This is a genomic window from Blastococcus sp. TML/C7B, from assembly GCF_016612845.1.
Classification (GTDB): Bacteria; Actinomycetota; Actinomycetes; order Mycobacteriales; family Geodermatophilaceae; genus Blastococcus.
The window spans coordinates 2,330,295-2,342,587 of record NZ_JAEOAA010000001.1; the positions used below are offsets into that span (position 1 = coordinate 2,330,295).

At 71.6% G+C, this 12,293-nt stretch carries 11 protein-coding genes; 8 read left to right on the forward strand and 3 right to left on the reverse strand.

Annotated features, from left to right (window positions below; translation table 11 throughout):
• The first annotated feature begins 783 nt into the window (after nucleotides 1-783).
• Nucleotides 784-1,947: a hypothetical protein gene (locus JKP76_RS11255; RefSeq protein ID WP_200490903.1), complete on the forward strand. Its 1,164-nt coding sequence runs from the start codon at nucleotides 784-786 to the stop codon at nucleotides 1,945-1,947.
• Between the two features lie 1,005 nt (nucleotides 1,948-2,952).
• Here JKP76_RS11255 and JKP76_RS11260 read toward each other — a convergent pair.
• From JKP76_RS11260 to JKP76_RS11270, 3 genes are read right to left on the reverse strand one after another with little or no spacing between them, the layout of a single operon-like run.
• Entirely contained in the window at nucleotides 2,953-3,612 is a 660-nt protein-coding gene (locus JKP76_RS11260; protein ID WP_200490904.1) for an HD domain-containing protein, read from the reverse strand.
• Nucleotides 3,609-4,865: a hypothetical protein gene (locus JKP76_RS11265; protein ID WP_200490905.1), complete on the reverse strand. Its 1,257-nt coding sequence runs from the start codon at nucleotides 4,863-4,865 to the stop codon at nucleotides 3,609-3,611. Before JKP76_RS11265 ends, JKP76_RS11260 begins: the two co-directional genes overlap by 4 nt.
• Entirely contained in the window at nucleotides 4,866-5,717 is an 852-nt protein-coding gene (locus JKP76_RS11270; RefSeq protein ID WP_200490906.1) for an ARPP-1 family domain-containing protein, read from the reverse strand.
• 73 nt (nucleotides 5,718-5,790) lie between these two features.
• Between JKP76_RS11270 and JKP76_RS11275 the strand changes: the two genes are divergently transcribed.
• The 7 genes from JKP76_RS11275 (at nucleotide 5,791) to JKP76_RS11305 (ending at nucleotide 12,285) form a co-directional block, all read left to right on the forward strand.
• Nucleotides 5,791-6,960: an NUDIX domain-containing protein gene (locus JKP76_RS11275; RefSeq protein WP_309229798.1), complete on the forward strand. Its 1,170-nt coding sequence runs from the start codon at nucleotides 5,791-5,793 to the stop codon at nucleotides 6,958-6,960.
• Nucleotides 6,961-7,118: 158 nt separating this feature from the next.
• On the forward strand, nucleotides 7,119-8,417 hold the full coding sequence (locus tag JKP76_RS11280) for a 3'-5' exonuclease (RefSeq protein WP_200490907.1): 1,299 nt from the start codon (nucleotides 7,119-7,121) through the stop codon (nucleotides 8,415-8,417).
• Nucleotides 8,414-10,060: an NERD domain-containing protein gene (locus JKP76_RS11285; protein ID WP_200490908.1), complete on the forward strand. Its 1,647-nt coding sequence runs from the start codon at nucleotides 8,414-8,416 to the stop codon at nucleotides 10,058-10,060. Before JKP76_RS11280 ends, JKP76_RS11285 begins: the two co-directional genes overlap by 4 nt.
• Nucleotides 10,061-10,154: 94 nt before the next feature.
• Nucleotides 10,155-10,649: a hypothetical protein gene (locus JKP76_RS11290; RefSeq protein ID WP_200490909.1), complete on the forward strand. Its 495-nt coding sequence runs from the start codon at nucleotides 10,155-10,157 to the stop codon at nucleotides 10,647-10,649.
• Between the two features lie 169 nt (nucleotides 10,650-10,818).
• Entirely contained in the window at nucleotides 10,819-10,989 is a 171-nt protein-coding gene (locus JKP76_RS11295; protein ID WP_200490910.1) for a hypothetical protein, read from the forward strand.
• 73 nt (nucleotides 10,990-11,062) lie between these two features.
• Nucleotides 11,063-11,770 (forward strand): helix-hairpin-helix domain-containing protein, encoded by a 708-nt coding sequence (locus JKP76_RS11300; RefSeq protein WP_200490911.1) that lies wholly within the window; start codon nucleotides 11,063-11,065, stop codon nucleotides 11,768-11,770.
• The gene (locus JKP76_RS11305; RefSeq protein ID WP_200490912.1) at nucleotides 11,770-12,285 is read left to right on the forward strand and encodes a PASTA domain-containing protein; all 516 of its coding nucleotides are present in this window, start codon (nucleotides 11,770-11,772) and stop codon (nucleotides 12,283-12,285) included. Before JKP76_RS11300 ends, JKP76_RS11305 begins: the two co-directional genes overlap by 1 nt.
• Nucleotides 12,286-12,293: the final 8 nt, after the last annotated feature.

Here is a 12,293-nt window from a genome sequence, read left to right on the forward strand (position 1 = left end):
GTTGCCCTCGCAGGTTAGGAGCAGCGCCACATGGGCTAGGAGCAGCGGCACATGGCGTGAATGCTCAGGCGCATCCCGCAGGACTGGCAGAGGGGTGTCTCGTGAACGGTCCGGCTCGCCTGCACCGCCGCGGTCACCTTCACCACCAGCGCCGGCCGTCTGGTCTTCTTGGGCGGCTGGCCGCCTGCCCGTTCCGGCTGTGCTCGCCGCAGGACCTCGGCCACCTGAGCCTTGGTGACATCCGTCCCGCGCGCTCGCAGGAGTGCGGCGAGTTTCTTGTAGCCAATCTGCCGATTGGCGTGTGCGGCGCGACGGATCTCCGATGCCGTCCCTCGTGGCATGCGGCTCCCGGCGGTCACGCGATCGATAGATCTGTCACTGGTAGCCGTCTGGCCAGCGGCTCCCCGGGATCGCGACGTCCAGGTTGACTTGCTGCTCGGCCCCGCGTCCTGTCGTCCAGTCCGCGTGGTGGCCAGGCCGGCTGGGTAACGACAGAAGCCGCTGACCAGGACCGCGAACCTGCTGGGCAGGGTCAGTTCCCGCCGTGTTCAAGATCATTATTGACAGGACTTCGCTCGATGAGGGGTGGCGGGAGCGGTGGGGCTATAGCGGTTGTGTCTGCCTCCTCGAACGGGGGTTCGGCCTTGGACATCCAGGAGGGGTGCGGCACAGGCTGTCGACGCCCATGGACGCTCGATGAGCGCTGGCACCACAGCGCGAGTCGCTCGACCTGATCGTCACCGTCGGCCACTACGTTCACCACGCAACGGAAGGAGCGCGGCTGTGGAAGCGCCGTACACCAGTACCGGACCCGGCCAGGCCGTGCGCCTCGTCTACCAGGTCATGGGTACCAACGGGCCAATCTCAAACCCGCGGAAGATCCGCTACATCCCGGTCGGATCCGCTGATGCGGCGGGCCTGGGGCTGCCCACACCGACGGGGCCCCTGCCGTCGGGACCGGACGCCTCCGTCGTGATAGGTGCGGTCCAACTCGCCAACCTCGGCGTCTCTGTCGTCAACCTTGCGATCTCCACGGCGATCCTGTTCGAGGTCAAGAAGCAGACGCGCATGCTGCGCGAGATGCAGGTTGGACTGCAGGAGGTCCGGGCCGGGATCAGTGATCTCCTGACGCGCACAGAACGCATCGACGTCAACGTCGCAGAACTCCATCTCCGCGACACCCTCAACCACGCGCTGAAGTCCGCGAGCAAGCGCGACGAGGTCGATCTGGTTCTGCTCGCGCAGTTGGTCGCCAAGGCTCTCGACCGGTTCTTCGCGTCGATGGACGGTCCCGTTCAGCCCGGCATGAATCGGAGTTACTCGCTGACATCGGACGTGCGCGAGATGGCAGAGGCCGCCCTGCACCTTCTCTGGGGTGCCCGCCTGACCGCCGTCCAGGCGCACAACCTTGCCTGCTCGGGTGACCCGCTCAAGGTGGTCGGCGATGACGGGCTCCGCCGCCACCTGGAACAAGCGGCGGACGCGACCACGCTCATGGCGGCCATGGGCACGATCATGGATGGCGCGAATGCCATGGCGGACAAGGTGGCCGACGGCCTGCGCGACACTCGGCTGTTCTGGGGTGACAGCGACATCAAGCGCAAGTTCATGCACCGTCAATTGGCGGGGCTTCAGAAGAAGAACCTCGACTGCCTGGCGCCAGTTGCGCCAGCCCGCCGCCTGCTGGCCGAATTGCAGGACCAAGAACCGTGGAAGGCCGCCTGCGACGAAGGCGGCGAGTCGATCAACGCCTTTCTGCGGGACTACTTGCTGGCCTGGAGTGCCCACACAGACGCAGGTCTGCTGTGGAGGCTCCGGTACGAAACAGACCTGCAGGCCGACGCGACATACTGGCAGACCCTTGACGGCTGGATGCAGCCGATGGCAACCGACGCGACTGAACCAACTCTGGGCGTCACTCGGCCGCACGAAGCAACCGTCGCCTGACGCGGGCGGCGTTGCACGGGCACTGAGCGTGGCCGTGAATAGCCCCGTGCGCAATCCGGAGCCGTATCCGGCGCGGCAGGCCCTGCCCCCGCCGACCGACACGTTCGCCCAGCGGGTCGGCGACCTGTCCCCCGAGGCGCAGATCCTCGCGCACGGATCCGACTTCCAGTCTGATTGGTGGGAGGCCCGGATCGGCAATCCGGCTGGACCACGTTCTTCCATGGTCTGCCGCCCGCAACGCTCGGGAAGAGATACCGGCGGATCACCCGCCGGGATCTGCTCACCGGGTGCGGTCGGTCCGGCGGCCGGGATGGTCCGGAATGGTTGGGGGCGCTGCCGGCCGGGTGCTACGCCTGGGGCGCCGGCGATCAGTCGGGGCCTGTGGCGCGCCGGCCGCTGGTCTACACACGGCCGGACCGGCCGCCGTACTTGCTCATCGAGGCCAGGCTCGCCGCCGCTTTCGATGCCAATGCGCCGTGGCACGCCGGAGGACGGCTATTGGCTGCTGCTGCGCACCCGCGACAATCTGGGCGAGCAGCGCGGGGCGGTGAGGTCCGAGGACGCCTAGGCGATCGAGGTCGAACGATCCGGAACGGCACTCAGGGCCTCCGATGACCCGCGACGGCCGCCGATCCGCCCACGAAGACGGCTGATCCGGCCCGAACAGCAGCGAAGCTGCCCCCAGTCCCCGACCTTCCGGTCGGATCCTCCGAGGACGGCTTCGCCGTCGATCTTGTCGCTACTTGACGAGACCTCCGTCAGTAGCCTCCGGTGGCCTCCAGGTCCCACGGAGCCTGCGGCTCGACGCACATGTCGTCCGGCGAGCCATCGGGCCCGACCTGTGAATGATTCGCGTACCAACTAGCGATAGACGTGGCCACCCTGACCTCCTCCTCGCGCTCTCGCGAAGACGATCACAGAGGTGTGAAAGGGACAACGTCTCGCAGGTATCGACCCGCCCGCGGTGACCCGGGTGGGAGAGTCTTCCCTGGTACCGGTGAGCCGCTACGGCATCGCCGCCGGCACCTCACCCCGCTCGACGTCGGCGGCGGCGAGAAGCTCGGTGACGGCGCGATGCAGCGCGTCGGCGATGGAGGTGGCGGGCAGCCGCTCTGCCAACGCACGCTCGACGCTCGTGTAGTACCCGAGCAGCTCGTCGCGGGTCGCGTTGAACGTCGACCAGAAGTCCCGCCCGTACCGGCGGACGTCGGCTGCGATGCAGAGCCCGTTGTGCGTCTTGTCGGCCGCCGTGACCAGTAGCGCGTCGAGCGGCTTGTCGGCGAGGCCGGCGACGTAGGGCCGCTTGCGCTCCGCCCACGTCCCGCTCCGGTTGCCGTCGGCGTCCAGGCCGTCCGAACACGCCCGGACGATGTCGGCGACCGCATCGCCGAAGCGTGACCGGATGTCGGCCAGCACGGCGCCGCCCTGGCCCGCCGGCGCGTCCTCCACCGCGTCGTGCAGCAGTGCGGCAATTGCCTGGTCCTCGGTGCCGCCGTGCTCGAGCACGAGGGAGCTGACGCTCATCAGGTGCGACATGTACGGCACCCGCGAGCCCTTCCTCGGCTGCTCCCGGTGGTGCCGGGACGCGAACACCAATGCTTCGTCGAAACGCTCGCTCAGCGGCCCAGCACCCATCTCGGCGCGTGTCTCGAGGGTCGTGGTCATGGGGTCTCCTTGCCCGTTAGGACGGCGGCGACGATCGAGTTGACGTCCGCCGTCACGGTGGTCGTCCGTGAGGCCGCGCGGATGGCAGCGGCATGGGTGTACGGATCGTCGCCCTTGGCGTTCCAGTCGGCGTCCAGCTCCCAATATCGGACCACTCTGGCGGTGTCCGACTCGGCCTTCCGGGTGATCTCCGCCCAGTTGTCGCGGCCCAGGCCCAGGCCCAGACGCAGCGTCTCGGCGTCCGCGGTTCGCCTCAGCTCGCTGTCCATGACGTCGGAGACGGCGCCGAGCACGGACAGCAGCAGCGCGTCGGAGCCGACCCTGTCGCCGCTCGCGCCGATCCAGCGCAGCCGGACGTGCGTGGTCCCGTCGCGCTCCTCCTGCGACAGCACCCGGTACTGCCCGCCGGTGATCAGCTCCTGCTCCTCGTCCTTGATGCCCGAGTGCACCCAGGCCGGGACGGCGGGGAACGCACCGACGAGCTCGAACAGGAACCGCGTCCCGAAGCCGGCCGCCACGTCGGGGGAGAGGGAGACGCCCCAGAGCGGCATCTCGATCCGCCCGGTCGCCAGACGCTTCTCGATCTGCGGGTCCTCGGCGGGCTTCGACGAGATGCCCCGACCGGCGAACCCGCCTGCAGGGAGCCCGACGCGGGCGGGCCAGCCGTCCGCGTCCTGTGGCTGTGCCGCGTTGACCGCCCGCAACAGGGCCACGCCGGCGGCCAGGACCTCAGGCGTCGTCCGGGCCTTCTCTTCATAGGCGGTGATGAAGTCCGCGTGGAAGTAGTGGCGGACCCCGCTGAGCACCCGCGCCGCCGCGCGCACCGGTGAGGACCCGACGTTCTGGCCGCCCTGCCAGAGCGTGCACGCCGCCGCCAGGTCGTCGGCCGTCACCTGCGGCTGGGTGGCAGGTCGGGCCCACTCGAGGTTCCTGGCCTGGAGCTCCCGCAGCACCCGGACGGCATCCGACACCGCCCCCGCGATGAGCGCAGCGGCCTCCTCCGTGCTGGTCGCCGTTCTTGCGCTGCTGCCCGTCGCAGTGACCGAGGTGAAGCCGTCGTCAGGCGCCGGCAGGTGGACGGTGCCGTCGGCGGCCAGGTCCACCCGCTGGGTGAAGTAGGTCGAGGGGTGCTTGCTGCTGATGGTCACGTGCACGGGGTGCCGTGCGGTCTCCTCCACGCGGAGGTGGACGTCCTCGTCGTCCCAGTCGGCGACGCTCTCGGTCACGCGGCGGCGCACCTCGTCGAACAGCATTCAGGCCTCCTGGAGGACGGCGGAGAGGTGGATGGTGCGGTCGTGCCAGCGGACGTCGTCCACGCGGAGATGGGTGCCGCCGGACAGCCGGCGGCCGAGACCGGCCGGGCTGACGGCAGTGTGCCGGGTGCCTTCGACACGTTCGGCGAACGAGCGTGCCGCCGCGCCCGGCGTGCGGAGGGGCGATCTGCCCAGGCCGTCGAGGGCTGCCGCGTGCAGGAGACCCGACCAGTGCTCGGCGAGCGTCCGCCCGCTGTCGAACACCTCCAGCCAAGCGGGGCGGCCGGCGATGCCGACGAGGAGCCCGCGCTGCCCGGCGAGGGGGCGGAGCCCGCGAGTCAGGTCACGGGCCGCGGGGGCGGTGCGGTCCAGCCGGTCGGCCAGTGACCCGGTGTGCGACGGCCCTGCGACGGCGTCGTACCGGCTGACGCGCTCCCAGACCGCCTGCTGGGCGTCGGGGCGGTCGAACCGGGCGCGCACGGCGAAGGGCACGCGCCGCGCCTTCCGCGCGTGGGCGAGGTCGCCGCCCCACCGGCCCTCCTCGACGCACACCACACGCTCGACGGACGGCGTGCCCGGCGCCAGCAGCGTCGTGGCGGTCAGCGCCCGCGTCTGCCAGCCGCCCTCGAGCAGCTCGCCGGCGAGCAGGAGAACCGGGCGCTCGCCACGGTTGGTGAGCACCAGTTGGTCCACGGCGGGCGTGCCGGCGCGCTCCGCGACGTCGACAGGTGCGGACGCCCCCGTCAGGTACCCGCGGGGCGTGGACGGCGCGTCCGTCCAGATCGGGAAGACGGTGAGCGGACCGCGGTGCGTGCCCTGCCCGACGTGCAGCCTGGTGGTGGAGGAGGTCATGGCGTCTCCCTACTTCGAAGCACTTTTGCTTGTAATCAGACTTTGACGCACACATGCCGGTAATGTCAACCGTGTGAGCAACGAGAGCGTGCGGCGTCACCACGACCGGTCGAACCGCGGACTGACCGACTACCCCCGGCCGTCCGTCGCGGTCGACACGGCCGTCCTTGTCGTCGACGTGCGCACGGGTTCCCTCGGTGTCGTGCAGCACCGAAGGCCCGACGGCGGCGCGCACGAGGGGGAGTGGGCGCTCCCCGGCACCTTCCTGCACGAGGGGGAGACGCTCGCCAACGCCGTGCTCCGCTCACTCGCGGAGAAGGCCGGCCTCCAGGGGACGCGTCCCATGCAGCTGCACGTGTTCGACCATCCCGACCGGGACGACCGCGGTTGGGTGCTCTCCGTCGCCCATGCCGTCCTCCTGCTCGCCGAGGACGTCGGTCCGGTGCTCGGTAACCGCCCCGACGTGCGGGTGGTGCCGGTCGAGGACGCCGCCGGGCAGCCCTTCGACCACGACGAGATCGTGCGCCTCGCCGTCGACCGCGTGCGGCAGGACTACGCGCTCCAGCCGGACCCGGCGCACCTGCTCGGTGAGCTGTTCACGCTCAAGGCCCTGCAGGCGCTGCACGACGCCGTCGCGCCGCGGCCGGGTGCGGGGGAGGCCCGCCCGTCGATCGACACGTTCCGGCGCTACATGGTCGGCAGGGGCCTCATCCAGCCCACGGGCCAGTCGGCCCGCAAGGAGCCTGGGGCCGGCGTGATGGGCAAGCCCGCTGAGCTCTACCGACGTTCCGCCGACAGTCGGGACGCGGTCGAGGTGCTCGGCGTCCGGCCGGTTCGCAAGGACCGCACCCGGACGGGTCGGGCCGAGAGCCCGACCGGTCCCGCACGGTCGTTCCAGGCGTTGCCGGGTGTCAAGGTGCATCCGCACATCCAGCGGCTGGTGGATGAGCTCGGCGAGCGGATCCCACTGACGCTGTCGGTCATGCCGCACTACGTGGCCGTGCGGCCGCTGGGGGAGGAGCGGGTCGCCGCCTATGCGCGTCCGCAGACGCTCTCCGTCGGCCTGGACCCCGAGGACGCCGTCGCCGTCAGCGCGGAGTTCCCGGGTTTCCGGCTCGAGCGGACCTCCTCGACCACCCACCATGTGCACGTGCCGCTGCTCGCGCTCACCGAACCGGTGGAGCGGCGGGCGGCGATAGCGGCGCTGGAGCGCGCACTGGCCCGCATCGTCGAGCCGCACTGACGCCAGCAGAGGGGTCCGCCGGCCCACTCGTGTGGGCGGTGGGGTGACTGTGGCGGATGCGGGGCCCGTCCGGATCGAAACTCGGGGAATTGTCGGTCGGCTGTGGCAGCGTCCGGACGGCGCCACGGGGGCGCGAGAGTGCGCTCAGGAGGTTCGCCGTGACGGTGGCCGTGATCGACGTGGAGACCACGGGCCTGTCCCCGCGGACCGACCGGGTGCTGGAGGTCGGGATCGTCCTCCTCGACTCCCGCGGCGAGGTGGAGGCCGAGTTCGAGACGCTGCTGAACCCGGGCCGGGACGTCGGCCCGACGGCGATCCACGGCATCCGGGCAGCCGACGTCGTCGACGCCCCGCTCTTCGGCGACGTCGCGCCGCACCTCCGCTCGCTGCTCGCCGGTCGGGTCGTCGTCGCGCACAACGCGCTCTTCGACCTGCGCTTCCTGGCGCGTGAGTTCGGTCGCGCCGGGGTGTCGTTCACCCTCTCGCCGTCGCTGTGCACGATGCGGCTGGCCCCGTTGTTCTTCGGCGCCGGTACCCGGTCGCTGCAGGCGCTCTGCGGCTTCCTCGACATCCCGCTCGCCCAGGCCCACGCCGCGCTCCACGACGCCCGCGCCACGGCCGAGCTGATGCTGTCGATGCTGGCGTCCGACCTCGGTCAGGGCTCGCTCGCCGGTGCCGGCTTCCGCGTCGACTTCTCCGAGGACGGCAGCTACCTCGGCTTCGAGCCCATGGGCGGTGGCTGGGCGGACCTCGTGACGGCGGCTGCCGTGCACGCCGGCGACCCCTGCCCGCCGTGCCCGACGCTGCCCCGGACCGCCGCGACCGCGGCGGTCCGGCAGCGCGACGGTTATCTCGGCGGCCTGGTGGCGGCGTTGCCCGCGCTCGACGACGCGCCGCCGAGCATGGCGCCGTACCTCGCCGTCCTCGACCAGGTGCTGGAGGACCGGCTGGTCAGCGTCACGGAGGCAGATCAGCTCCTGGCTCTCGCCGGCGAGCTCGGCTGCGGTGCCGACCACGTCGTCGCGGCGCACCGGATCTACCTGGAGGCGCTCGCCACGACGGCGTACGCCGACGGCGTCGTCACCACGGAGGAGCGGGCCGATCTCGAGCGGGTCGCGGTCCTGCTCGGGCTGACCGGCCGGGACGTCGACCTGGCCCTGGCCGTCGTCCGCAGCGGCGCGCAGGTCTCCCTGCCGCGACGGCCGGGGGTCTTCGCGACCGGGGACAAGGTCGTGTTCACCGGTGCCATGAGCCGCGCCCGCGCGGACCTGGAGCAGTCGGCGCGGGACGCCGGACTGGTGCCCGCGACCTCGGTCTCGAAGCAGACCGCCGTGCTCGTCTGCGCAGACCCGCACTCGCAGTCGGGAAAGGCGGCCAAGGCGCGGGCGCTCGGCGTCCGGGTCATCAGCGAGGCGGTCTACTGGGAGTCCCTCTCGGCGGTCGGAGCCCCCGCGTGACGGCGCGCATCCTCCCGGCGGACGCGGACTTCGGCTCGCCCGCCGAGCGGCTGTTCGCCGAGGCGCTGAGCGAGCAGCTGCCCGATGACGCCGTCCTCGTCTGCGGGCAGCGGTTCACCGACCGCAAGGAGGACCGCGAGGCCGACGTCATCGTCGCCTGGCCCGGGTTCGGCATCGCCGTCATCGAGGTGAAGGGCGGCAGCGTCTCTCTCCGGGACGGGGAGTGGCGCCAGCACGGCGGCGGCATCGACAAGCGGATCCGCCCGGTCGACCAGGCCAAGGTGTGCAAGTACCTGCTGCGCGACTACCTCCGCAAGGACCGGCGCTGGAGCGCCGGCGACCCGCGGATGGTCCACCTCGTCGCGCTGCCCACGACGACACTGCCGGAGGACTTCGCGGCCCCTGACGCTCCGCGCTGGCTGGTGCTCGACCGGACCGACCTGCCGGGGGCCGCCGGCCGCATCGCGTCGGCCCTCCGGCAGCTCGAGCAGGACGTGCCGGCACCGACGGCCGAGGAGGTCGATCGGCTCGTCGAGTGCCTGCAGGGCGTCGGCATCCCGCAGCAGGACCTGGTCGCCGGCCTGCACGAGCGCGAGGCCGAGTGCGATCTGCTCACCCGCGACCAGGCGCGCGTCCTCGACATGCTCGAGGGCAACTCCCGCGTCGAGATCCGCGGTGGCGCGGGTTCGGGCAAGACGTGGCTCGCGCTCGAGAAGGCGCGGCGGCTCACCGCGGAGGGTCAGCGGGTCGCCGTCATGTGCTACTCGCGCGGCCTCGCCGAGTTCCTCAAGCGCCGGGTCGCCACGTGGCCGGCCAAGCAGCAGCCCGCCTACGTCGGCACCTTCCACTACCTCGGAATCGCGTGGGGCGTGCCCGCCGGATCGGACGACGACAGCCCGTACTGGGAGGAGCTCCTGCCCCAGGAGATGGTGGCCCTGGCCGGGCAGCTGCCCGAAGCGGAGCGCTTCGACGCCATCGTGATCGACGAGGCGCAGGACTTCGCCGAGAGCTGGTGGCCTGCGGTGGTTGCCGCGCTCCGATCCCCGGACGACGGCTGCCTGTACGTCTTCGCCGACGAGGGGCAGCGGGTCTTCGCCCGGCAGGGGCGTCCGACGGTGGCCCTGACGCCGATCAACCTCACCGAGAACCTGCGCAACACCAAGCAGATCGCCGGCACCTTCGGCAGCCTGACGACGTCGCAGATGAAGAACCGCGGCGGTAACGGCGTGCCGGTGCGCTTCGTCCAGTGCGCGACCGACGACGCCCTCGATGCTGCCGACGACGCCATCGAGGGGCTGCTCGACGACGGCTACCCGTACGACGCCGTCGCGCTGCTGACGACCTACCGGCGGCACCCCGAGCAGGCGGCCCGTCAGCAGGCCGGCCAGGACTCGTACTGGTCGTCCTTCTGGGACGGCGAGGACGTGTTCTACGGGCACGTCCTCGGGTTCAAGGGGCTCGAGCGGCCGGCCGTCGTCCTGGCGGTGAACGGTTTCCGGGACGAGTCCCGCGCCCGGGAGATGCTCTACGTCGGACTGTCCCGCGCCCGCGACCTGCTGGTCGTCTGCGGCGACCTGGAGCTCATCCGCCGCGTCGGCGGCGAGGCCGTCGTCCGGCGACTCACCCACTCGTCGCCGGGCTGAGTCGGCTGATCGGAGCCACCGTCCGACGGCGGCCGGCCCGAACTGTCACACCGTTGATCGACACTGCTCGCGACCAACAGGACGGAGTCACTGCGTGAGCGCGTCGGACGTGCCCCTCTTCCGCACCGGAACTGGCGGGCGGCGACACATTCGAGGCTGTTCGCACCTCGTCGGCAAGCCGGTCATCCAGGCCGCCGACACCGACGGCGAGATCTGCACGCTGTGCGAGCGTGAACTGCGCGGTGAGGGACGGCGGTACTTCGCGTCGCTGGCCGAGGCGTTGCCGGAGTTCGGTGCCGCCCGGAGCAACTGGCCGCTGATCGAGAGCCACCTCTCCGGCGTCGAGCACGACCAGGTCTGGATCGTCCACAGCGGCTCGTACATCGCCCTCGGCCGGGGTGGGCGGGCCGTGGCATGGGCGGGGAAGACGTACGTCAACCCGTCTGCCGAGACGTTGATCGAGTTGCCCGACTACCGCCCCGGCGGGGGAGGCGGCACCGCCGGTGTCGAGGTCGTGCGAGGCGACATCTGCGAGAAGCACAACATGGAGAAGTCCCGGAACGGCACGTGCGGGATGTGCGACTTCTGACTCGCCCAGGCCACATCCGGTGGGCGACGCGTGGGGATGTCGACCCGTCGACTTCTCGGTCGCCCCAGACGCCGCGCCGGTCCCGCCCGCCCCGGAGATGCCGTGTCAGTTCCGGATGTGACGTCAGGCGTTCCGTAGCTTGGTGCGACGACCACGAAAGGGACCAGCTGTGGCCAAGCACCTCCTCGACCAGACCGCCGAGTTCGCTCTTCCGCGAGCCGGCCGGCATGCCGCCCCCGACACCGGCGAGATCGCCGTCACCCAGCGCTTCGACGCGGGCTTCCGCGAGCAGCCGCCGGTGCCGTCGCCTGCGCAGCTCCGGGACAACGTGGCTCGCTGACCCCACCGCGGGGCAGCGGTCCGCGCCGCCGAGCACCGTCGCTCGACCGAACCGCTGCACCGAAGGGAACCGCGTGACCCCGCCGCCCTACCTCCCGGCTCCTCCGCCGCGGGGGCCGTCCACGTCCGGCGAGCGGTTCCGGGCCGGCGGCTGGTACCTCGTGCTGGCCATCGCATCGGCCGGGATCTTCGCCGCCGTGCCGTTCTGGCACGCGGCGACCCGGCTCGGCCGACGCGATGTCCGCACCTTGGCGCTGACCTACACCGCCGCCGGCATCTACCTCGTCGTCCTGTTCTCGCTGATGCCCCCGCAGCAGCCGGACGGGACGTCGGGCAACCCGACGCTCAGCACCATCGGCGGGCTCAGCGCGCTGTTCGTGATCGTCATGGCCTGCATCCAGCTGCGCCCCCTCCGCCGCGCCGTCTACGGCGGGGGCGGCGTCGTGCCCGTGCACGCCGACCCGCTCGTCGCCCGTGCGCTCGCCGCGCGGGCCCGCCGCGAGGAGACGCGACGGCTCATCGAGGCCAACCCGGGCCTGCAGCGTGAGCTCGGGATCGGCCGTCCCGACCTCGGTCGCGGCTACGACGACGGCGGCCTGATCGACGTCAACACCGCCCCGGCCGAGGTGATCGCGCGCGTCACCGGCATCGACGCCGTTGCGGCGGAAGCCATCGTCCAGCGACGGGCGATCGGCCCCTGGTACGACATGGCCGAGCTGGTGGTGAGGGTGCCGCTGACGGCGTCGGCCCTCGAGAGCCTGCAGGAACGCGCGGTCTTCTGATGGCGCACCCGACGGGAGCCGGCCCGCAGTCCTCCGCGCTGCCGTGGTGGGTCGTCGTCGGCGGCCTGGCCGTGATCGGCATCGGCGGTGCGGTGGTGGGCGGCCTCAGCGGCGAGGCCGGCACGTCCGCAGCCGCGACCACGTCGTCGTCCTCGGCGTCCGCCTCGGCCGCGCCGCGCGCCGCAGCGACGACCACCCCGACGACGACCGCGCCGTCCTCGACCGTCCCACCGGCACCGACTCCGCAGGCGACGAGCAGCGCCCCGAGCGCGAGCACCGTCGACTTCGTCATGCCCGACCTCGTCGGCTCGGACCTGCAGTCGGCGCAGGACGCGGTGCAGGAGCTCGGCGTCTTCTACAGCGTCTCCCACGACCTGCTGGGCAGCCGGAACCAGGTCCTCGACTCGAACTGGATCGTCTGCGATCAGAACGTGCCGCCCGGGCAGCGGGTCACCGGCGACGTCGAGGGGCAGCTCGACTTCGGTGTGGTGAAGCGCGAGGAGACCTGTCCCTGACGAGTGAG